We start from the raw sequence: 22,593 nt of genomic DNA, 5'->3' as shown, positions 1-22,593 counted from the left end.
ATGAGATATTGTATCCGTGTAAAAATAAAGACCTAGATTATTGGTTTGTAATTTTTTTTGGGGATAAAAAAATAATAGGACAATAGTGTGCTCAGGTTATATCGTAAACCGAATAAGGGGTTAATGGGCGTCGATATTAGTTCGACTTCTGTTAAGTTGTTAGAGCTCTCTGTTAAGAACGGTAAATATTGGGTAGAAAGCTATGCTTTAACGCCTTTACCTGAGAACAGTGTAGTTGAAAAAAATATTTTGAATCCAGAAGCAGTTGCAGAAGCTTTGGAACGGGCGATGAATTTAGCAAATCCCCACACCACTAACGCTGCAATTGCTGTTCCAACATCGACGGTTATTCATAAAACTATCGAAATGGATGCAGATATGAACGATGATGAACGTGAAGTTCAGATTCGATTAGATGCGGAGCAATATATACCGTTCCCTTTAGATGAGGTGAGCCTTGATTTTGAGGTTTTACCAGATCGACTGCCGAATCCAAATCGTGTGAATGTACTTTTAGTCGCAACACGAACAGAAAATGTTGAAACACGCGTAGAAGTACTGGAACTGGTTGATTTAACGCCTAAGCTTGCTGATGTTGAAAGTTATGCTGTCGAGCGTGCTTTTAGTGTGTTTGCTGATAGCTTACCCATGGGTGCAAATACCATTGGTATTTTAGATATTGGCCATACCATGACCACATTATCGGTTATGCAAAATGGCAAAATCATTTATACCCGTGAACAAGTCTTTGGCGGTAAACAGCTTACTTTGGAAATTCAAAGCCGTTACGGTTTGTCATTAGAAGAAGCGGGACGCGCTAAAAAAGAACGTTCTTTGCCAGATGATTATGACATCGAAATCTTAGAACCATTTTTAGATGCTGTAGTTCAGCAAGCTGCTAGATCTCTACAATTTTTCTTCTCTTCATCCCAATTCAATGAAATTGACCATATTTTGCTAGCGGGTGGCAATGCCAACATTCCAGGGCTTGCTAAATTGTTGCAGCAGAAACTCGGTTACCGAGTCACTATTGCCAATCCATTTTTACAAATGGGTTTCTCTCCTCAAGTCGAAGTTCAAAAAATTGAAAATGATGCTTCTTCATTAATGGTGGCATGTGGCTTGGCTTTAAGGAGTTTTGATTAATGGCAACAATTAATTTACTCCCTTGGCGTGATGGGCTTAGGGAGCAGCGTAAAAAACAATTTATTATTTTATGTTTTGGGGTCGTTGTTTTGGGGATAACCACTGTATTTGCAGGGTGGTTTTATTTGAATCAAAAATTAAATGATCAAGAACAAGCAAATCAGCTCATCATCAGTACAAACCAGAATCTAGATCAACAACTTAAAACCTTAAATGGCTTGCAAGAACAGCGGGATGCAATTATTGAGCGTATGAAGCTCATTCAAGGTTTGCAAAGCCAGCGTCCGGTCGTTGTACGTTTGGTGGATGAATTAGTACGTGTGACCCCGGCAGCCATGTATTTGACTAAATTCAGCCGAACCGGAGATAAATTTACGATTGAAGGTAAAGCGGAAAGTCCAAATACAGTTGCAGAGTTATTACGTAATCTCGAAGCATCACCATGGTATCGCAACGCTTTTATGAGCTCTTTCTTGGCGACCGAAGAGAAAAAAGATAAAGCTGTAAGTTCTTTGCTTCCTAGAGTTGAAGATAGCTATGGCAGTTTTGTTGTTACTGTTGATGTAGGGGAAATGGGGGTGACCACAACAGATGATACCGCCAATACGCCTTTAGGTACGGATAAGGGGGTGGCAAAATGAGTCCTGATGAACTTCATGAGCTGTCTTTAGAACAAGCTCCATCTAAGAAAAAAAAGATCACCTTAGAAAAATTTCTTCAGCAATTTAACACGCTCGACATGAACAGTTATGGTAGCTGGCCATTATCTGTGAAAATTACGTGTTGGATTTTTATTTTCTTTGCTGTACTGGCTTTAGGGTATTTTGTTGCTATTCAACCAAAGCTACAAGCAATTGATAATGCTCAAGCACAAGAAAGTAATTTATTAAATGAGTTTCGTGAAAAAGACTCAAAATTACGCAACTTGCAGCAATACCAGCTTCAACTTCAAGAGATGCAAGCCAACTTCAATCAGCAGTTAGAACAATTGCCAAAAGAAACCGAAATTCCAAGTTTAGTTGAAGATATTAACTTAACGGGCGTGAATTCTGGTCTGAAGTTTAAAAATATTCGCTTAGAAGATGAAGTGAAGCAGGAAATTTTTATTGAACAGCCTATTACTATCGAAGCAACTGGGGATTATCACGCTTTCGGTGCTTTTGTTAGCAGTATTGCGGCATTACCACGTATTGTGACGATGCATGATTTTATTGTTGAAGCTGCTCCTGTTAAGGATGGTAAATCAGATATTCCTGTGCTTAATTATTTTATCAAAGCAAAAACTTATCGCTATATGGGTGCTGTAGAAAATCCTGAACATCAGGAAAAAAATGCTTCGGCTTCCTCGGTAGCACCTGATTCTTCTACTGCTAACACACAGCCGAAATAGGAGAATTACGATGAAATTTAAACAATTTTCTCATTCTATTTTGGCATGTTTAGCTTTAGCTGGATGCGACTCTAGAATCGACGCCGTAAATCAGCAAATGGCCGATATACGTAATCAGCCACCACAAGCCATAGAACCTGCGCCTGTTTTTACGCCTGTGCCACAATTTAATTATGCAGCCCATCAGTTAAAGAGCCCATTTTTACCAAGCTCACTTGCTGCTGAGCTCAAAATTATGGCGGGGAAACGAGTATATCCGAATTTCTCACGTGCACCACAGCCACTCGAAAGCTATGCATTAGAGTCCTTAAATATGAAAGGAAGTATGCGTAACAGCCGCGGGCAAGTCATGGCTCTGATCCAAACACCTGATCAACAAATTGAGCGAGTGCAGGTAGGGAACTATATCGGGATGAATCAAGGTCGAATTACCCATATTGGTCCTACTCAGATTGATTTGGTGGAGATTGTCCCTGATGGGCGAGAAGGCTATGTGGAGAGACCAAGAACCTTAGTGTTAATTGGACCCGCACCCTAAAATTTAGGGAATAACAAAGAAAAAATTATTTTTAAAGATTATTTATTGGGGATGGTTAGACAATGAATCACGTATTCCGTCAGTTTTCTATGGGAGCTGTGGCGATTGCAATTATGCAGATTGCGTCTGCACAGGTCAGCATGACTAATATTGTACCGACGCAAATAGCGGGTCAGGGAACAGAAATTCGAGTGATATTTAATGGCTTGCCACCGCAACCACAGGCATATCAGCTTGAGAATCCTTCACGTTTGATTTTAGACTTTAATAAAGCGCAGCAGAATTTAACACAGTCAAAAGTGGCGATTGGAACGGATGAAGCGAGTTCGGTCGATGTAAGCTCTGATGATCAGCGTTCACGTTTAACTGTAAATTTGAAAGAGGCAGGTGCTTTTACTACTCGTATTGAAGGCAACACTTTTATTTTAAAGATTAATTCTGCGCACGTTGTAGCTAAACCTGTATCAGCAAGTGCAATGCAAACCCAAGGTGTTTCAAACATCGGCTTCCAACGCGGTAGTCAAGGGGAAGGTCTTATTGTTATTGACCTGTTGGGGAGTAATACCCCTGTTGATGTGCAACAACAAGGCAGCAAAGTTGTAGTAAAAACTTTGGGTTCTAAAATTCCTACTCATTTAACTAAGCGCTTAAATGTAAATGATTTTGCAACGCCTGTTTCGACCATTGAATCTTATAATGATAAAGGCAACGGTGTTATTACGATTCAATCTACTGGTAGCTATGAATATATGGCTTATCAGGCGGAAAATAAATTAACCATCAGCCTCAAGCGTCCTCAAGATAAAAGTGTAAACATTTCATCTAAACCATCTAATTATTCTGGTAATAAGCTTTCTCTTGATTTTCAAGATATTGAAGTTCGTCGCGTTTTACAATTACTTGCTGATTTTACTGGCATTAATATGGTTGCGGCTGACAGTGTGCAAGGTAACATCACTTTGCGCTTAAAAGATGTTCCATGGGATCAGGCACTTGATATTATTTTAAAAACTAAAAATTTAGATAAACGCAGAAATGGTAATGTAATTTGGATTGCTCCAGTTGCGGAACTGATCAAGGCAGAAGACGATGAGGCAAAAGCTTTAGCACAAACTATTAAATTGGCACCGATCCAAACAGATTATATTCGTTTGAATTATGCAAAAGCAGCAGATGTCCTTAAACTAATTGAAGAGACTCGTGATGGCAAGACAGCTGTCGCAAATCGTACAGCAGGTTCAGACTCTCTTGCTTTAGAAAGCTTATTAAGCTCAAGAGGTAGTGCTGTTGCCGATACGCGTACTAATACTTTGATTGTAAATGATACAGCCCAAAATATTGATAAAGTTCGTAAAATGATTGATTTGATTGATGTACAGATCAAACAAGTCATGGTGGAAGCTCGAATTGTAAGAGCCTCTACTTCTTTTACTAAAGAGCTCGGTGTTAAATGGGGAATATTATCGCAAGGGATTACCAACAATAATAATTTATTAGTTGGTGGTAGCGAAACGACCTTATGGAATTTACGAGAGCCCAAAAAGGATGAGACTACGGGTGGTTATAAATACACGATTGAACGTCCAGATAACTTAAATGTCGATTTGGGTGTAACTAATCCAGCTGGAAGTATTGCCTTTGGCTTGATTAGTATGTCTGATTTTATGCTTGATCTCGAACTTTCTGCATTACAAGCTGATGGCTATGGTGAGGTGATTTCCACACCTAAAGTGATGACCGCAGATAAACAACCTGCGAGAGTGGCAACAGGTCAACAAGTTCCTTATCAAACCACGACGAATTCTGCTGCGGGTGCCACAGCAAGTACATCATTTAAAGATGCACTATTAAGCCTAGATGTTACCCCGAGTATTACGCCTGACGGTAAAATTCAAATGAAATTGGATATTTCTAAGGATTCTGTAGCCGGCGAAGCACCTAATGGTGAATTAATTTTAAATAAAAATAATATTAATACCAATGTACTTGTTAATAATGGTGAGACAGTCATTTTAGGAGGGGTGTTTGAGCAGACTACTTCTAATTCACAAACCAAGGTTCCTTTCTTTGGAGACATTCCTGTAGTTGGGCGTTTATTTAGAAAAGATGTGAAATCTGATGATAAGCAAGAGTTACTGATTTTCGTTACGCCACGAATTGTTAATGACACTTTGGTGAGAAATCATTAATATATTTTTTAATGAAAGCAATTGAAATAGGTGGCGCCTTGCCAAGCAAAGCGTTTGAAACCCTGCCAAATATTTATTTGGTAGGGCCCATGGGGGCAGGAAAAACAACCGTTGGACGTCATTTAGCCGAACTATTAGGGCGTGAATTTTTAGATAGTGATCATGAAATTGAACGCAAAACAGGTGCCACTATTCCCTGGATTTTTGAGAAAGAAGGGGAGTTTGGATTTCGCACTCGTGAAACGGTAGTGTTAAATGAGTTGACTTCCCGTAAAGCCTTAGTGTTGGCGACAGGTGGAGGTGCAATTACTCAAGCACCCAACCGCGAATTTCTAAAGCAACGTGGTATTGTTGTTTATCTTTACACTCCTGTAGAACTACAATTACAACGAACTTACCGCGATAAAAATAGACCTCTATTACAAGTTGAAAACCCTGAACAAAAATTACGTGATTTGTTGAAAATACGTGATCCTTTATATCGTGAAGTTGCGCATTACACGATTGAAACCAATCAGGGTGCTGCTCGTGATCTTGCTCAAAAGATTCTGCAACTTATTTTGTCCAACCCGCTAAAATAGCCAAACTTACTTGTGGTTTTATAAACTCATGCAAACTTTACATGTTGAATTAGGCGAACGCCGTTATCCTATTTTTATTGGCAGTCAACTTGATCCTAAGCAGTTGCTTGAGCCTTATATTCATGGTCAACAGATCATGATCGTGAGTAACGAAACGGTCGCTCCTTTATATTTATCTCATTATCAAGAGGCTTTAAAAAGTTTGGGTAAAACTGTAGCGACTTGTATTTTGCCAGATGGTGAGAAATATAAAGATATTCAACATCTAAATTTAATTTTTGATGCTTTACTTGAAGCTGGTTTTAATCGTGATTGTACGGTTTTAGCTTTGGGTGGTGGTGTTATTGGGGATATGGCTGGTTTTGCGTCAGCATGTTTCCAACGTGGTGTTTATTTTGTTCAGGTTCCGACTACACTTCTTTCACAAGTAGACTCAAGTGTGGGTGGTAAAACGGGGATTAATCATCCTCTTGGTAAGAACATGTTGGGCGCATTTCAGCAACCTCAAGTTGTTTTGGCTGATATGGCTCAACTTGATACTTTACCAGATCGAGAGTTATCTGCTGGATTATCAGAAGTCATTAAATATGCCTTGTTGGGTGACGCTGATTTTCTTGTTTGGTTAGAGCAGAATATGGATGGGTTAATTGGGCGAGATGCTGAACTTTTAGCAGAAGCTGTTTATCGTTCATGTGCTCATAAAGCGCGTATTGTCGCTAACGATGAAAAAGAGCAAGGCGAACGAGCTTTACTCAACTTGGGTCATACTTTCGGTCATGCGATTGAATCTTACCTTGGCTATGGCACTTGGTTGCATGGTGAAGCAGTAGCGACAGGCATGGTGATGGCAGCTGATTTATCACAACGTTTAGGTTGGATTTCAAGCGATGATGTAGGGCGTACAAAAAAAATTATTCAACGCGCTAATTTGCCGATATCATGTCCAAAAATTCCATTGGATGAATTCCTTGGATATATGGCGCATGATAAAAAAGTTCTCAATGGTCAATTACGTTTAGTGCTGTTAAAGCAACTTGGGCAAGCAGTAATTACTAAAGACTTTGATGTTGAACTCATGAAACAAGCTATTTTGGCAAATCAACACGGATAATAAATTAAGGTAACACATGACTGTATCACGTACACTTTGGCAGAATGTTCAACAATATATCTGGTTGGTGGGTGGTATCGTCTGCTTGTTGCTCGCTTTTATTTTTTGGGTAATGACCGATAGTAAAAAGCTGGTTGAAGTTGAAAAATCAGCTGATTCGGATGCGCCAGTGCAAATTCAGCCAGAGAAGGTGGCAACAACGGCTAATTTAGGGGCTTTAGCTGATGAAGTTAGACCTCTTGATTTAACAACCCGTACGGTTGCTTCTGGTCAACATGAGGCAGAGTTCCGCGGTACAAAATTTATTAATGAAAACAAGAAACAATGGACGCTTGAGCTTTTCCGTGCGTCTGATGAAGATATTATTAAAAACTTTTTAAAAAATCGTCCAGAACGGAATAAATTTATCTACTTCCGTTTAAGTGGAGATAAGCAATCTGAACAATATGTTTTGACATATGGTGTATTTAAACGTTCTGAAGATGCAATTCAGCAGTTAACCCAACTTAATCTTGATTTACCTGAATCAATTAAACCTCAACCGCAACAATTTTCGACCTATGCGCCATTAGTCAATGATTTAGGGACGGATGAAATGAAAGGTGGTATTAGCCAAACTTATGAAGTGCGGTTACGTCCAGCTGCTCTGCCCAAAATTGATGAGTCCTTACTCATAGGGGGCGGCGTGGCTACACAACCTAAAGTAACGGCTCCAGCAACAAATTCTACAACTCGTACAACGATTATTCGTCGAGATGCTGAGGGGAATGTTGTGGATGTACATCAGTCTAATTCGGCAGTTGATGTGGCTAAAAAGGCTCAACAGAATCGTACAACAGAACCTACAGCAAAAAATGCAACAAATGAGGGCACAAGAGGTAATTAATTATAAGGATGTATCGCACAAATATGGTGCAATAATAATAGTCATATATATTTTTTGATCAACTGTGGTGCATATTTAGTCATTTATTAAAATGATAACGCGAATAAAATCGATCTATTTTCAACAATTATAAATACTTAATTGCAAAAAATAACATTGGCATAGTTTTTGCTTTATTCTTGTGCTTATTAATGTGCTGTAAACTATTTTAGCGCTCTAAAGAGTAAATTCTATGCAGAGTCGAGGGGTCGAACTGCTTTAAAAGAGTGCGAAATAAGTCAAAACATTTTTCTAGCAAAAACCAGTGTACGTAAAAATGGAACAGCGTATATTGGCTTATCAGCCCAAAAATTTTTTTTGTGAAACATTGAGCTAACTGTCGTCCGTAGGCACTATCGCAAAAAGAAGTTGTTTGTTTGACGCTCGAAAGAGCCTTATTGAAAGAAGGGTACGCTATGCACATGCCATCGCCTAATACTGTAGCTCCCGCTCAAGGTTTATATCAACCTGATGAGTTTAAGGATAACTGTGGTTTTGGACTGATTGCCCATATGAAGGGTGAATCAAGTCATCATCTAGTTGAAACCGCGATTCACAGTTTAAGTTGCATGACGCACCGTGGTGGTATTGCCGCAGATGGCAAGACGGGAGATGGTTGCGGCTTATTATTGGCGATGCCAAAGCAATTTTTCCGTGATGAAGCAAAAAAACTGAGTGATATTACACTGAGTGAAATTTTTGCTGTGGGTACTGTATTTTTAAATACTGATCCGGCATTAGCGCAACATTCTAAAAATATTTTAACGAAAGAAATCGAGTCAGATGGCCTACGTGTACTGGCTTGGCGTGTTGTCCCTACAAATAACGATGCACTAGGTGAAATTGCGCTTCAATCGCTCCCTGCTTTTGAACAGGTCATTGTGAACTGTCCAATGGGTGTGACTGAAGTTGAATTTAACCGTAAATTATTCTTAGCACGTCGTCGTGCAGAACAACAATTACAAAATGATCCGTCATTCTATGTGACTACGCTTTGTTCGACAGTAATCAGCTATAAAGGCTTGATGATGCCGGCTGCAATTGCTGAGTTCTATACAGACTTAGCTGATGAGCGTTTAAAATCACATATCGTGGTATTCCACCAACGCTTCTCTACTAATACATTGCCGCGTTGGCCGTTGGCTCAACCATTCCGTTACCTTGCTCATAATGGTGAAATCAACACAATTACAGCAAACCGTAACTGGGCGTTGGCGCGTACTCCTAAATTTGAAAACCCATTATTACCAGGTCTTACTGAGCTTAACCCAATCGTTAACCGTACGGGTTCGGACTCTTCAAGCTTAGATAATATGCTTGAGATCTTAGTCGGTGGTGGTATGGATTTATTCCGTGCCTTACGTATGCTCGTACCACCAGCTTGGCAAAACGTAGAAACTTTAGATGCAGACTTACGCGCATTCTATGAGTTCAATTCTAAACATATGGAAGCTTGGGATGGCCCAGCAGGTCTCGTTATTCAAGATGGCCGTCATGCAATCTGTATGCTTGACCGTAACGGTTTGCGTCCTGCGCGTTGGGTAATTACCAAAAATGATTACATTACCTTGGCATCTGAAATCGGTGTTTGGGGTTATGAGCCTGAAGACGTAGTTTCTAAAGGTCGTGTAGGTCCTGGCCAAATTTTGGTAGTTGATACCTTAACAGGCAAAGTACTTGATACTAAAGATGTTAGTACACATTTGAAAAACATGCGTCCGTACCGTGAGTGGTTACGTGATCATGCGATTCGTTTAAATGCAAACCCAGAACTTGAAGAGCAATTAGTCGATAAAGGTTTAACTGGCGATGCTTTAAAAGCGGCTCAAAAAATGTTTATGGTGACATTTGAAGAGCGCGACCAGTTGTTACGTCCAATCGCTGAAAGCGGACAAGAAGCTGTTGGTTCTATGGGTGATGATACGCCAATGGCTGTATTATCTCGTCAAGTACGCCACGTAACAGATTACTTCCGTCAACAGTTTGCTCAAGTGACAAACCCGCCAATTGACCCGCTACGTGAGTCAATTGTAATGTCGCTTGAAACCTGTTTAGGTCGTGAACAAAATGTCTTTGAGCAAGGCCCTGAGCATGCTGACCGTATCATCATCTCTAGCCCTGTATTGTCAAATTCAAAAATGCAGCAAATCCGTAGCATTGAGCGTCCGGGTTATGAAGCAGTTGATATCAATTTAAACTATGCCGAAGAAGAAGGCTTGCAAGCTGCGATCACGCGTATCTGTGAAGAAGCGGCGCAAGCGGTTCGTGATGGTAAAACTTTAATTGTTTTAACTGATAAAAATATCCGCCAAGGTTTATTACCTGCAAACGCAGCACTTGCAACAGGTGCGGTACATCATTACCTCATCAAAACTGGCCTGCGTACTGATGCAAACATCATGGTTGAAACTGGTTTTGCACGTGATCCGCATCAATTTGCGGTATTACTTGGTTTTGGTGCAACCGCAGTTTACCCATATCTTGCATATGACGTGATCAATGATTTGATCGCTAAAGGTGAGCTTTTAGGTGACCCAATCCATGCGCAAGCAAACTTCCGTAAAGGTATTGAGAAAGGCTTATTAAAAGTCCTTTCAAAAATGGGTATCTCTACAGTTGCTTCTTATCGTGGCGGTCAGCTTTTTGAAGCAGTAGGTTTATCATCAGAAGTGGTAGATCAATGTTTCTTAGGTGTTCCAAGTCGTATTCAGGGCGCAACATTTGCTGATCTTGAAAAAGACCAGAAAAAATTAGCAGCGACAGCTTGGTCAAATCGTAAGCCAATTGATCAGGGTGGTTTGCTCAAATTCGTATTTGATAAAGAGTATCATGCGTTCAACCCAGATGTAATTAATGCATTACACAAAGCCGTTCGCTCTGGTAAATACGAAGACTTTAAAGAATATGCTGAGCTGGTGAATAACCGCCCAGTAGCGACTATTCGTGACTTATTTAAGTTAAAAACAACGAACTCAATTCCAGTTGAGCAAGTTGAATCGGTTGAAGATATCTTGCCTCGTTTTGACTCGGCAGGTATGTCTTTAGGTGCTCTTTCTCCAGAAGCACATGAAGCAATTGCAATCGCGATGAATACGATTGGCGGTCGTTCAAACTCTGGTGAAGGCGGTGAAGATCCTGTTCGTTACGGCACAATTCGTAACTCGAAAATCAAACAGATCGCATCTGGTCGTTTTGGTGTAACTCCTGCATACCTAACTTCTGCTGAAGTATTGCAAATTAAAGTTGCTCAGGGTGCAAAACCAGGTGAGGGCGGTCAGTTACCAGGTGGTAAAGTAAATGGTTTAATTGCACGTTTACGTTACTCGGTACCTGGTGTAACGCTAATTTCACCTCCGCCACACCATGATATTTACTCAATTGAAGATTTGTCTCAGTTAATTTTTGACTTGAAACAAGTTAACCCGAAAGCAATGGTATCGGTGAAATTGGTATCTGAGCCGGGTGTAGGTACGATTGCTGCTGGTGTTGCAAAAGCGTATGCAGACTTCATTACCATTTCAGGTTATGACGGCGGTACCGCAGCATCTCCACTTTCTTCAATTCACCATGCGGGTTCTCCATGGGAATTAGGTTTGAGTGAGGCGCATCAAGCACTTCGTGTAAACGACTTGCGTGGAAAAGTACGTGTACAAACTGATGGTGGTTTAAAAACTGGTCTTGATGTAATCAAGGCAGCAATTTTAGGTGCTGAAAGTTTCGGCTTTGGTTCAACACCAATGATCGCTCTAGGTTGTAAATACCTCCGTATTTGTCACTTAAATAACTGTGCAACCGGTGTTGCAACTCAACAAGATCATTTACGTCAAGAGCACTATATTGGCGAGCCAGAAATGCTTATCAACTTCTTCCACTTTATTGCGGAAGAAACTCGTGAATGGTTGGCAGCATTAGGTGTTTCTTCATTGAAAGACTTAATTGGTCGTGTTGATTTGCTTGAAGTATTGCCTGGTGAAACTGAAAAACATGCTCACCTTGATTTAAGTGCTCTGTTAACTTCTCATCCTTCTGCTGAAGGTAAAGCACAATACTGTCAAGTAGAAGGTAATGCACCATTTGATAAAGGTGTATTGGCTGAGAGAATGGTCGCTGAAATGCTTCCTGCAATTGAGTCAAGCGCTGGTGGTCAGTTCAACTTCAACGTCGTGAACTGTGACCGCTCAATCGGTGCTCGTGTTTCGGGTGAAATTGCTCGTCGCTACGGCAACTTGGGTATGGAAGCTCATCCAGTTGTAATGAACTTAACTGGTACAGCTGGTCAGTCGCTTGGTGTTTGGAATGCTGGTGGTTTACACATCCGTCTTGAAGGTGATGCAAACGACTATGTAGGTAAAGGTATGGCGGGTGGTCGTATTTCGATTTTCCCACCACAAGGTTCACCTTTCCAAACACAGAACACAGCAATTATTGGTAATACCTGTTTGTATGGTGCAACTGGCGGTAAGCTTTTTGCAGCAGGTACAGCGGGTGAGCGTTTTGCAGTTCGTAACTCTGGCGCATTTGCTGTAATCGAAGGTGCGGGTGATCACTGCTGTGAATATATGACAGGTGGTGTTGTGACTGTACTTGGTAAAGTAGGCCATAACTTTGGTGCGGGCATGACTGGTGGTTTTGCTTATGTACTTGACCTCGATAATGACTTCGTAGATTACTACAACCATGAATTGATTGATTTAAATCGTATCTCAACAGAATCTATGGAAGATCATAAAGAGTTCTTGTTGCGTATTATCGATGAGCATATCAAAGAAACTGGTAGTGCTTGGGCTTATAAAATCCGCAATGAGTTCGATTTCTACAGCCGTAAATTCTGGCTTGTGAAACCAAAAGCTGCTAATTTGCAAACGCTTTTGAAAACAACACAAGCTGACCCACAATAATTCCACGACTGCAAAGACATAGGCAGGTGCGGGCAACAAGGAAATCCGCGCCTACCCACGGAGAGAGACATGGCAGAACGCCTAAATAATGACTTTCAATTTCTGGATGTACCACGCCAAGATCCAGAGAAAAAAGATATTACTGTCCGCAAAGCAGAATTTGTGGAAATTTATAAGCCTTTTACATCGGAAACTGTCACTAATCAGACTCACCGTTGTTTAGGCTGTGGTAACCCATATTGCGAATGGAAATGTCCTGTACATAACTACATCCCAAACTGGTTAAAACTGATCGCTGAAGGCCAAATTTTCCAAGCTGCTGAGCTTTGTCATCAAACCAATACACTACCTGAGGTATGTGGTCGCGTATGCCCACAAGACCGTTTGTGTGAAGGTGCTTGTACCTTAAATGATGGTTTTGGTGCAGTAACCATTGGTAATGCTGAGAAATATATCAATGACACAGCTTTTGCTTTAGGCTGGCGTCCAGATATGTCAGGCGTAAAATGGACTGACAAAAAAGTTGCAATTATTGGTGCTGGTCCAGCAGGTTTAGGCTGTGCGGATATTCTAGCTCGTGGTGGTGTTAAACCAGTTGTATTTGATAAGCGTCCTGAAATTGGTGGCTTACTTACATTCGGTATTCCAGAATTTAAAATGGAAAAAGATGTCATGAAACGCCGCCGTGAAATTTTCACGGGCATGGGCATCGAATTCCGTTTAAATACTGAAATTGGTAAAGACATCACGATTGATGAATTACTTGCAGAATATGATGCAGTATTCATGGGTATGGGAACTTATACCTACATGAAAGGTGGTTTCCCGGGTGAAGATCTTGATGGTGTTTATGATGCACTTGATTTCTTAATCTCTAATGTGAATCGTTGTCAAGGTTGGGAAAAAGATCCAAGTGAATACATCAGCTTAGATGGGAAAAAGGTGATTGTTCTAGGTGGTGGGGATACCGCAATGGACTGTAACCGGACTTCATTGCGCCAAGGTGCTCACGATGTAACTTGTGCATACCGTCGTGATGAAAGCAACATGCCAGGTTCTGCGCGTGAAGTAAAAAATGCCTATGAAGAGGGTGTGAAATTCCTATTCAATCGCCAACCAGTCGAAATCGTTGGTGAAAATGGCAAGGTAACAGGCGTAAAAGTGGTAACGACACAAATGGGTGAACCAGATAGTCGTGGCCGTCGTAGTCCTGAGCCAATTCCTGGTTCTGAAGAAGTATTACCAGCTGATGCAGTTTTACTTGCTTTCGGTTTCCGCCCAAGCCCAGCAGACTGGTTTGGTAATGTGAATATCAATCTTGATGGTTCAGGCCGTGTTGTCGCAGCTGAAAAGCAAGAATTCAAATTTCAGACATCAAACCCGAAAATCTTTGCTGGTGGTGATATGGTACGTGGCTCAGACCTTGTTGTGACAGCGATTTGGGAAGGTCGTCAAGCTGCTGAAGGCATTTTGGATTATCTTGGTGTTTAATAAATTAATTTGTTAAATAACTGAAAAAAGCCTACTTCAAGTAGGCTTTTTTATTGGCTGCCATTAGTCACTTTGATGTTTTTGGCAAATATAATAAGCTTTTTTGCCCTTTTTAGCTTTTTAAGCTCGAGACATACTCGAAACTTCCTTCTTCAATACAGTAGGTGTTGAATATGAACATCGCAGGTATGACGGCAGAAAAATCATATTTAAATCGTCGAAAAGCGTTGGGTATTACAGTGCGTCGTCTTGAATTTAATCCAAAGGCCATCAAGCGGCACTATTTTGCAAATTCACCCCTCATGTCGCATTTTTTAACTGCACTCTCATCAACGTTTCCGGTAGGTGAGCAATTTTTTGTAAATAGCGTACGTAATGTGCGTGATAAAGTCTCGGATCCTCAGCTACAAGCACAAATTGCGGCGTTTATTGGACAAGAGGCCATGCATTCCAAAGCACATGGCGAATTTAATGAAGCTTGGCGACGGGATGATTATAATCTGGACAGTTTTCAAAATTGGCTAAATGAGCGGGATAAATATTTAAGAACAATTCCACCTAAGCTGCAATTGGCATTGACCTGTGCGTTTGAACATTTCACTGCTTTACTTGGGGGATATGTCTTACAGCACCCGGAGTTATTAAAGACGCTAGATGAAGATGCGCTAAAACTTTGGGTATGGCATGCGATTGAAGAAATTGAACACCGTTCGGTTGCATTTGATGTTTATCAACATGTATATGGTGATGATCGTATTCGCAGATTATTAATGCGTAGCGTCACTACAGGATTTGCGAGCCTCGCTTTTTATGGGACAACTCGTTTATTTTGGCAAGATAAATGGAATAGCTTACCTAAAATCGGGGGTAATTTATTTGGATTATATTTGCTGATGAAGATGCTTGTTCAGTTAATGCCTGAATACTTTGCATATTACAAAAAAGACTTTCATCCGAGTCAAAAAGATTATGGCAGGATGGTTAATTATTGGAAAAGCTCTTTGGCAGAAGAATATCAAATGGCAAGTTTTGAACAAGAAAAAGATCAGCGATTGAGCTAATAGATAACCGGATTTAAAAGTCCGGTTTTTTAAAATCAATAAAATAAAAGCAACACAATAATGCCTAATTCATCATACAATCAGGTAAAGAGGTTAAAAATATAAAGAAAAACTTGAGGATAATGTGACGATGAAAACGTTGAAACAATTTGCGATCGCAACAACACTTGCCAGTACCTTACTGTTTTCGGGATGTGGCTATAACACTCTACAAGTAAAAGATGAGGCTGTAACAGCAGCGTGGTCTGAAGTACAGAACCAATATCAACGTCGTTCAGATTTGGTACCAAATCTTGTGAACGTAGTTAAGGGTTATGCTAAGCACGAAGAGCAAGTATTAACTGAAGTGACACAGGCACGTTCTAATGTGGCAGGTTTAAAAGTTGATAAAGAAGTTTTAGAAGACCCAGCTTTACTTGAAAAATATCAACAGGCTCAAAGTCAATTAACAGGGGCGTTATCTCGACTCATTGCTGTTTCGGAAAATTACCCAGATTTGAAAGCCAATACTCAATTCCAAGAACTACAAGTTCAGCTTGAAGGTACTGAAAACCGTATTGCTGTTGCGCGTAATCGTTATATTACAACAGTACAAGACTATAACTCATATGTGCGTCAGTTCCCTCAGGCAGTAACAGCAAAAGTAATTGGTATGCATCCAAAAGCCAATTTCTCTGCAGAAGCATCTGCACAACAGGCTCCAAAAGTTTCTTTTGATTAATTTTACAAATCAAAGGAGTGCCGTATGAGAAATACTCTATTGCTTCAATCAAAGCAAATTAAGGTCTTTATTTCGACCTTAATTTTGCTTTGTTGTGGTGTTCTTTTTCAGAATACGGCATGGAGTGAAACTAATATTGCAACTGCTACCGATGAGGGAGACGCAATAGTTGCTGGCAAAATTGTTCAAAAGCAACAAACTCAAGCTGCTGCAACTAAAATAGAGGGGCAAGCTGCTTCAAGTCCTGCTCCTCAAGTCCAATTTACTAATGATATGGCTGATGGGGAATCAATTCGTGGTTTGCCAACTTTAAACCAGCCTGTTATTGATCAAGCCAATATCTTAAGCGAGGCTGAGAAGCAGCAACTTAATCAAAAAATTCTAAGTTTATACCAACAAGGCAAAGCGCAGATTGGTATTGTGATTGTTCCCACAACTGGTCAAGAAGATATCTTTGATTATGCGTTACGTATTGGTGAAAAGTGGCAATTGGGATCATCTAAACGTGATAATGGATTACTCATTGCAGTCGCTGTAAATGACCGCCGTATACAAATACTAACTGGTTATGGCCTAGAAGGTGTGTTGCCGGATATTGTGGCAAGTCGGATCATTCGAAACCAAATTACACCTTATTTTAAACAAGCCCAATATGCACAAGGTTTGAGTGCAGGTATCGATGAAATTGGAAGAATTTTAAATCTTGACCCAGAAGTAGCACAGCAAGCTGCTCAAGATTTAAAAGAACGTCAGCATCAAGCTGCAGAAGAACAGCAAGCCAAGCAGACAACGCTGACAATGGCTTTATTTATTCTTGTTGCTGGAATTGTGGGTTCATTTATTGTCGGTCGTCCGCTTAGTGCATCTACAGCTGGTGTTGCTGCTGCAGTAGCAGGATTCGTAAATGGAGCAGGGCTAGTCACTAGCTTACTACTTGGTTTTGGTATTTTCTTTTTACTCATTACATCAATTGCCCAATTTATTTTACAGGCCATTCTGAGTGGTTCTGGTGGCGGTGGACGTGGAGGAGGCTTCGGCGGAGGTGGCGGAGGCTATGGTGGCGGCGGAGGCCGTTTTGGCGGTGGAGGTGCTTCAGGCTCATGGTAACAACATCAGAAACAACACAAATTATTACTCAACCAAAAATTGAAGAATCTGTAGAGCCAAGTCTAAAACGTTGGTTTAAACATCTATGTTATTTACCTGCTAGTAGTCGTTATTTTTCAAAACAAGATAAGCAAGCTATCGCAGATGCTGTACAGCAGGCAGAACATGGCCATGTTGGAGAAATACAGGTTGTAATTGAAGGCCATATTCCATGTTCACAAGCTTATAGACAAAACACGCGTTTAAGAGCACAGCAATTATTTGCAGAACTAGGCGTTTGGGATACTGCATTAAATAGCGGCGTATTGTTATACCTAAATTTATGTGAACGAACGGTAGAAATTATATTTGATCGTGGCATTCGAAATGCGACTAACGATCAAGTCTGGCAACAGATTTGTGAAGTAATAGTACAAAAGCTTAAGCAAAAAGAATATCAGCAAGCTGTAGTGATGGGCGTACAACAAATTGGAGAGGTGATGTCACGGTTTTATGACGAAAACATGCCCGATCAATCCAATGAATTAGGCAATGCTCCGATTATTCTTAATTAGCTCGTTTTTTGATATTCTTATATTAGCTAATTTTCATAATTTTACTTTTAAAGGTGACTGACAAAAAATGTCACCTATTTATTTATTTTTAATGAGATTTTTATCACAATAAAGAATTAAAAAATTGAAATAAGTGATGAGCTATTTTTTATTAGTGACATATTACCAATAAAGTTTGAGTGACAATTTTTGTCAATTATTTACACCGATTTAATATTTAAGAATAGTTAAATTTAATATAAATATTTGTTTTTTAATTAAAATAAAAGTTGGCATGGATGCTGCAATATAGTTGATAGCTGAAAAAGCTTATATAAAAACATACATACAATCTTTGGGGAAAAGGCTATGAATGCACAAAAAGGTTTTACATTAATTGAGCTTATGATCGTGGTTGCCATTATTGGTATTTTGGCAGCAATTGCGATTCCTGCATATCAAAACTATATTGCTAAGTCTCAAGTAGGAACAGGTTTAACCGATATTACAGCTGGTAAAACTAATACAGAAACTAAATTAGCAGAAGGTTTAGCAGCTAATTTATCTGCAGCATCTGACGTAGGACTACAAAGCTCGAGTAATGCTTGTTCTTCTATTTCAGTATCTGTTGCTACTACTGGATTGACAACAATTGAATGTACATTGCAAGGTACTTCACAAATCAACGGTAAGAAAATTTCTTGGGAACGAACAGCTGATAGTGCTACAGCAGGCACTACGGGTACATGGCGTTGTAAAACTGATGTTGCAACAAATTTACGTCCTAAATCATGTGGTGCTTCGTAATAAATAGCTAAAAAAAGAGAGGTTGCTACCTCTCTTTTTTTATTGAAGAAAATAAATATGTTGAAAAAAAATATAATGTTCCTACTAATAGGAATTTATCTCATTACAGCATTATTAGGTTATCAAATTGGTTGGTCAGTTTTCCAATATGATGAACTTCGTTTATTACAGTTTCCATTGGCACTATTTGCTTTGTTAATTTTGATTTTTACAAAAAAAATAGAATATTCAATTTCCACTCAAATTACTTTTTTTCTGATTGGTTTATTAATTGCTATACAGATAACAACTTATAGCATTTTTCAGTTTCAAGAACTTTGGTCTGCGATAGCATTACTATTTATATTTTCTGCTTTGCCATATGATTTAAAGAATGTAAAAAATATAGAACATGGCTTAGCATTGATCGTTGTTTCAGCATTTATTCCATGTTTATTTATTTGCATCTCTATCGCTAATTTTATTTTATATAAACAATGGTTTGATTGGCAATTTAACTCTGGCACGATCCGAATTTATGACAGTATTATCGTGCCTATATTCTTTTTTCTAATTTTTTTGAAAAATAAAAAGTATCCATATATTCATTACTTTTATCCATTTGCTAGTTTCTTTTTTGCTCTAGCATGGTTTTTTGATGGAGCTAGATCCGCTTTATTTGCTGTAGCGACAGGATTGTTAGTTTTCGTTATCTACTCTCGAGAAAATCGAAAGCTCATTTTGCAAAGCTGTATTTACATTTTTTTTGCTTTTGTAGTTTATAAAACTACGATTTATTTCGCTGATAAAAATACCATGACCGTAATGAGAGTGGGGACATCCATGCGTGCAGAGATGTGGAGTTTTGTTTTTGAGCAATGGAAAGAAAAGCCATGGTCTGGAGTTGGGGGGGGGTATCTCTCAGAAATCCAATATAAATATGGACATCACATACATAATTTATATTTAAGGTTAATTTTTGAATGGGGAATAGTTGGGTGTATTTTTTTAGTTTGGATGATATATCAAGTTGTTAAGTTGTTTCGAGATAAGGATGCTTTACCTATTACGAAAGCTGGCTTAATTGCAATTTTAGTTGATGCGATGTTCTCAGGAAGTATGGTTTATCCCGCTTCACAAATAGCCTGTATATTATTTTTAGCATTTGCTTTTTCTCAGTCGGAGCAGTCTAAAGAATATTTGAAATATCCTTATAGAGCTACAAAACTACTAATTGCTTTATGGGGAGCTTTATTTTTATACATTACGATTATGTACTTAGGACAAGATTTAACTTGCTGGGGGTGTACGAGTTATGTCGGACGGATGGCACCAAATTTTTGGGAGTATGGTAGTACACAGCACTTGATACCAGCTTCACACATTCCTTAATTTTTTATACTAAATTTTATTAAGGTCTTTTCATTTAGACTTCATACATTCTTTTTTAGACTTCCATGTATAATTCTCACAAGTTTTGGTCTCTAGCCTCTCACTATGCAAGTATTCTTTCTGTTCTTCGCTGCAATCCTGTTGGGTTTTGCATGGTTGTCTCCATTTCACTACAGCCCGTGGGTCATGTTCTCAAGTGAAGTCAGTACTTTTGGGGCTGGGCTATGTGTATTAATTGCTTTACTTCAACAAAATATTAAAATTCCTAGAGCACAGATATTGTTGCTACCATTTACTTTAATTCCTATTGTGCAGTGGGGCTTTGGTTTAGTTTTTGATTTAAGTACGGCTTTATTAAGTACATTTTACTTATTAGGTTTTTGGTTTATGGTCTTGGCTGGCTACAACCTATCTTTAGATCAAAAAAAGAGAGATCAAATTTTTTCAGGTTTTAGCTTATTAGTAATTATTACATCGCTATTAACTAGTCTTATAGCAATTTTTCAATGGTTGAATATTGAATCACATTTAATTTATACCCTTCATCTGATTGGTAACCGTCCTTACGGAAATTTTGGTCAACCCAACAACATGGCAACATTCCTAATTATTGGGTTATTAGGATGTTTGTATCTATATGAAAAAAATAAGGCAACCGTCTGGTTACTCCTGCCTTCAGCCCTCATTATTCTGTTTACGATCGCCTTGAGTCAGTCACGAACATCATGGATCGTTTTTCCATTTTTATTCATCTATTGGATAGTTAAACAATTTGGGAAACAAAAAAGATTTGGAGTTTTTCAAGGTTTTTTGTGGTGCGTCGGTTTTTTCGTAATGGCTGGTGTAATTCTACCATTTGCTACTAATTTAATTGAAGCATGGTCAAGTACTGATGTAACCGAAGCAAGTGGTTTGGTTGAAAGAGCAAGCTCTGGGTATTTGCGTTTTAATATCTGGTCACAAATGTTGCTTGCTGTACAGCAGCACCCTTGGTTAGGTTATGGTTGGAATCAAACCAGTGTGGCACAAATGACAGTTTACCATGCTTTCCCAACAGGAGAGTGGACGACTAGTGCACATAATGTACTGCTTGATTTAATTATCTGGAATGGTATTCCCTTGGGTACTGTAATCATTACCTACTTTGCTTGCTGGTTTATTTGGTTAAATCAACAGGCTAAAAATACCATCTCGATTATAGCGATTATGATGGTCTGTACAGTGCTTATTCATGCCATGTTAGAGTTTCCACAGCGCTATGCTTATTTCTTACTTACTTGTGGATTCCTACTGGGTATTGTGCAAGCACAAACTACTGTACTTAAGGGAATTATCCTCAACAAACATCTTTTTCGCTTATCATGGGTTGTAAGTTTATTGCTTATTATTGCAATTCTACGTGATTACAATGTCTATGTTCTGAATAGTAATTTGCTTTTTAATAATAAGCGTCCAAACGCTGAATTTATGGGAAGTGGTAAAATTTTTGTTTTAACACAGTTTGAGCAGCGTTTAAGTTGGATAGAACTTAATCCCCAAAATATTTTATCTGAAGGTGATTTGGTTGAATGGGAAAATTTTATAAAGAATAAGCCTACTCCATATAACTTACGTAAATACGCAAAATTGCTCGCTTACAACGGGAAAGTAGAACAGGCACAGCAGCAAATATTTATTTTGCAACATCTTTATAAGCAAAAAATAACGCTATCAGAATTACTAAAAGAGAAGTAATAAAAAATCCCCTTAAGTATAAGGGGATTTTTTTATGAGAAATTACATTTGGCTCTGGATATAATTTTCAATACCAACATTGCCAATAAGATCAATTTGAGTATCTAGCCAGTCCCAGTATTCTTCTTCTTTTTCTAGAATTTCTTGAACAAGGTCACGAGTGACATAATCTTGCTCTGTTTCAGCTAAAGCAACCGCTTTTTGAATTGCTTCTATATTTTCTTTTACTTTACGAATGTCACAGTGCAGAACTTCTTCTGTGTGTTGACCAATATAAAGCTTACCTAAATGTTGAAGGTTAGGTAGTCCTTCTAAAAATAAAATACGTTCAATGATTTTATCTGCATGCTTCATTTGACGAATTGATTCTTTATATTCAGCAGAGCCAAGCTGCTCAATTCCCCAGTCATTAAACATGCGTGAATGTAAAAAGTATTGATTAATTGCAGTTAAATGATGATACAGCACTTGGTTAAGCTGATTAATGACATCACGATTGCCTTTCATTGTAGCTACTCCAAAACAATTTCTGCCTCAAACTTAATTAAGGCAATCTATAAATCCATTTTAGTGAACAATCATGGAGATGGCGAGTAATTTATGGAACAGCAAATGAAAATCGCAATCAAAAACAACACAATATTAAAAAGGAGGTTTTTATGTCAAAAAAAACCGCTTGAATGAGGAACTATAAAGGTTCCGCAAAAAGCGGTGGAGGAGTCAATAAATTTTGTTAAATATTAATTTTTATTATGCAGCTACAGAAATGCGAGCAGCGATTTCTGCTAATTCTTCGCTAATAATAGCGCGAGCTTCTGGTGCACAGCGTCCACAGCATGTACCAAGATCAAGCAAATCGCGAATTTCACGATAGCTTTCAGCGCCATTTTCAATAGCGTCTTTAATATCCTGATCGGTAATGCCACGACACAAGCAAACGTACATGGGAGTGATCCCCAAATATAAATGCGATAATTGATATTATTGATA

At 39.0% G+C, this 22,593-nt stretch carries 19 protein-coding genes; 17 read left to right on the top strand and 2 right to left on the bottom strand.

Translation table 11 applies throughout. The annotated features are described in order from the left end of the window. Positions 1 to 87 precede the first annotated feature (87 nt). The 17 genes from ACTJJG_RS03290 (at position 88) to ACTJJG_RS03210 (ending at position 21,603) form a co-directional block, all read left to right on the top strand. Positions 88 to 1,146, top strand: a complete 1,059-nt coding sequence (locus tag ACTJJG_RS03290; RefSeq protein WP_033848910.1) for a pilus assembly protein PilM — start codon at positions 88 to 90, stop codon at positions 1,144 to 1,146. After that, positions 1,146 to 1,787: a PilN domain-containing protein gene (locus ACTJJG_RS03285; protein WP_033848908.1), complete on the top strand. Its 642-nt coding sequence runs from the start codon at positions 1,146 to 1,148 to the stop codon at positions 1,785 to 1,787. Before ACTJJG_RS03290 ends, ACTJJG_RS03285 begins: the two co-directional genes overlap by 1 nt. Beyond that, entirely contained in the window at positions 1,784 to 2,536 is a 753-nt protein-coding gene (locus tag ACTJJG_RS03280; RefSeq protein WP_206216692.1) for a type 4a pilus biogenesis protein PilO, read from the top strand. Before ACTJJG_RS03285 ends, ACTJJG_RS03280 begins: the two co-directional genes overlap by 4 nt. A gap of 10 nt (positions 2,537 to 2,546) precedes the next feature. After that, a complete protein-coding gene (locus ACTJJG_RS03275; RefSeq protein WP_069120199.1) occupies positions 2,547 to 3,074 on the top strand; it encodes a pilus assembly protein PilP in 528 nt (175 codons plus the stop codon). A gap of 62 nt (positions 3,075 to 3,136) precedes the next feature. Then, positions 3,137 to 5,263: a type IV pilus secretin PilQ gene (gene pilQ / locus ACTJJG_RS03270; RefSeq protein WP_069120196.1), complete on the top strand. Its 2,127-nt coding sequence runs from the start codon at positions 3,137 to 3,139 to the stop codon at positions 5,261 to 5,263. Positions 5,264 to 5,274: 11 nt separating this feature from the next. Beyond that, on the top strand, positions 5,275 to 5,844 hold the full coding sequence (gene aroK / locus ACTJJG_RS03265; RefSeq protein ID WP_002116987.1) for a shikimate kinase AroK: 570 nt from the start codon (positions 5,275 to 5,277) through the stop codon (positions 5,842 to 5,844). Between the two features lie 28 nt (positions 5,845 to 5,872). Further along, entirely contained in the window at positions 5,873 to 6,955 is a 1,083-nt protein-coding gene (gene aroB, locus ACTJJG_RS03260; protein WP_002116776.1) for a 3-dehydroquinate synthase, read from the top strand. Positions 6,956 to 6,971: 16 nt separating this feature from the next. Then, on the top strand, positions 6,972 to 7,841 hold the full coding sequence (locus tag ACTJJG_RS03255; RefSeq protein WP_032057253.1) for a hypothetical protein: 870 nt from the start codon (positions 6,972 to 6,974) through the stop codon (positions 7,839 to 7,841). Positions 7,842 to 8,302: 461 nt separating this feature from the next. After that, a complete protein-coding gene (gene gltB, locus ACTJJG_RS03250; protein ID WP_014207826.1) occupies positions 8,303 to 12,778 on the top strand; it encodes a glutamate synthase large subunit in 4,476 nt (1,491 codons plus the stop codon). A gap of 69 nt (positions 12,779 to 12,847) precedes the next feature. After that, positions 12,848 to 14,269, top strand: a complete 1,422-nt coding sequence (locus ACTJJG_RS03245; RefSeq protein ID WP_002117101.1) for a glutamate synthase subunit beta — start codon at positions 12,848 to 12,850, stop codon at positions 14,267 to 14,269. Between the two features lie 173 nt (positions 14,270 to 14,442). Continuing rightward, positions 14,443 to 15,330: a metal-dependent hydrolase gene (locus tag ACTJJG_RS03240; RefSeq protein WP_014207824.1), complete on the top strand. Its 888-nt coding sequence runs from the start codon at positions 14,443 to 14,445 to the stop codon at positions 15,328 to 15,330. A 130-nt stretch (positions 15,331 to 15,460) separates the two neighbouring features. Then, positions 15,461 to 16,051 (top strand): LemA family protein, encoded by a 591-nt coding sequence (locus ACTJJG_RS03235; RefSeq protein ID WP_002117090.1) that lies wholly within the window; start codon positions 15,461 to 15,463, stop codon positions 16,049 to 16,051. A 24-nt stretch (positions 16,052 to 16,075) separates the two neighbouring features. Further along, positions 16,076 to 17,158, top strand: coding sequence for a TPM domain-containing protein (locus tag ACTJJG_RS03230; protein ID WP_032063182.1), 1,083 nt, complete (start codon positions 16,076 to 16,078; stop codon positions 17,156 to 17,158). Continuing rightward, positions 17,152 to 17,712 (top strand): TPM domain-containing protein, encoded by a 561-nt coding sequence (locus ACTJJG_RS03225; RefSeq protein WP_032057259.1) that lies wholly within the window; start codon positions 17,152 to 17,154, stop codon positions 17,710 to 17,712. Before ACTJJG_RS03230 ends, ACTJJG_RS03225 begins: the two co-directional genes overlap by 7 nt. Positions 17,713 to 18,060: 348 nt before the next feature. After that, complete coding sequence (locus ACTJJG_RS03220; protein ID WP_004789794.1) at positions 18,061 to 18,498, top strand: pilin; 438 nt, start codon at positions 18,061 to 18,063, stop codon at positions 18,496 to 18,498. A 57-nt stretch (positions 18,499 to 18,555) separates the two neighbouring features. After that, entirely contained in the window at positions 18,556 to 19,869 is a 1,314-nt protein-coding gene (locus ACTJJG_RS03215; RefSeq protein WP_032063181.1) for an O-antigen ligase family protein, read from the top strand. A 105-nt stretch (positions 19,870 to 19,974) separates the two neighbouring features. Further along, positions 19,975 to 21,603 carry a PglL family O-oligosaccharyltransferase gene (locus ACTJJG_RS03210; RefSeq protein ID WP_017481721.1) on the top strand — a complete coding sequence of 543 codons (1,629 nt, stop codon included), beginning with the start codon at positions 19,975 to 19,977 and terminating at the stop codon, positions 21,601 to 21,603. Between the two features lie 42 nt (positions 21,604 to 21,645). On the opposite strand, the gene bfr is transcribed toward ACTJJG_RS03210, so the two are convergent. Both bfr and ACTJJG_RS03200 read right to left on the bottom strand, forming a co-directional pair. After that, positions 21,646 to 22,110, bottom strand: a complete 465-nt coding sequence (gene bfr / locus ACTJJG_RS03205; RefSeq protein ID WP_005067113.1) for a heteropolymeric bacterioferritin subunit Bfr — start codon at positions 22,108 to 22,110, stop codon at positions 21,646 to 21,648. Between the two features lie 243 nt (positions 22,111 to 22,353). After that, positions 22,354 to 22,548: a bacterioferritin-associated ferredoxin gene (locus tag ACTJJG_RS03200; protein ID WP_000289091.1), complete on the bottom strand. Its 195-nt coding sequence runs from the start codon at positions 22,546 to 22,548 to the stop codon at positions 22,354 to 22,356. Between the last annotated feature and the right edge of the window lie 45 nt (positions 22,549 to 22,593).

It is taken from the genome of Acinetobacter sp. 22512, assembly GCF_052044755.1.
Taxonomy (GTDB): Bacteria; Pseudomonadota; Gammaproteobacteria; order Pseudomonadales; family Moraxellaceae; genus Acinetobacter; species Acinetobacter pittii.
The sequence above is the reverse complement of the archived record's forward strand: the minus strand, read 5'-3'. Positions and strand labels throughout refer to the sequence as shown.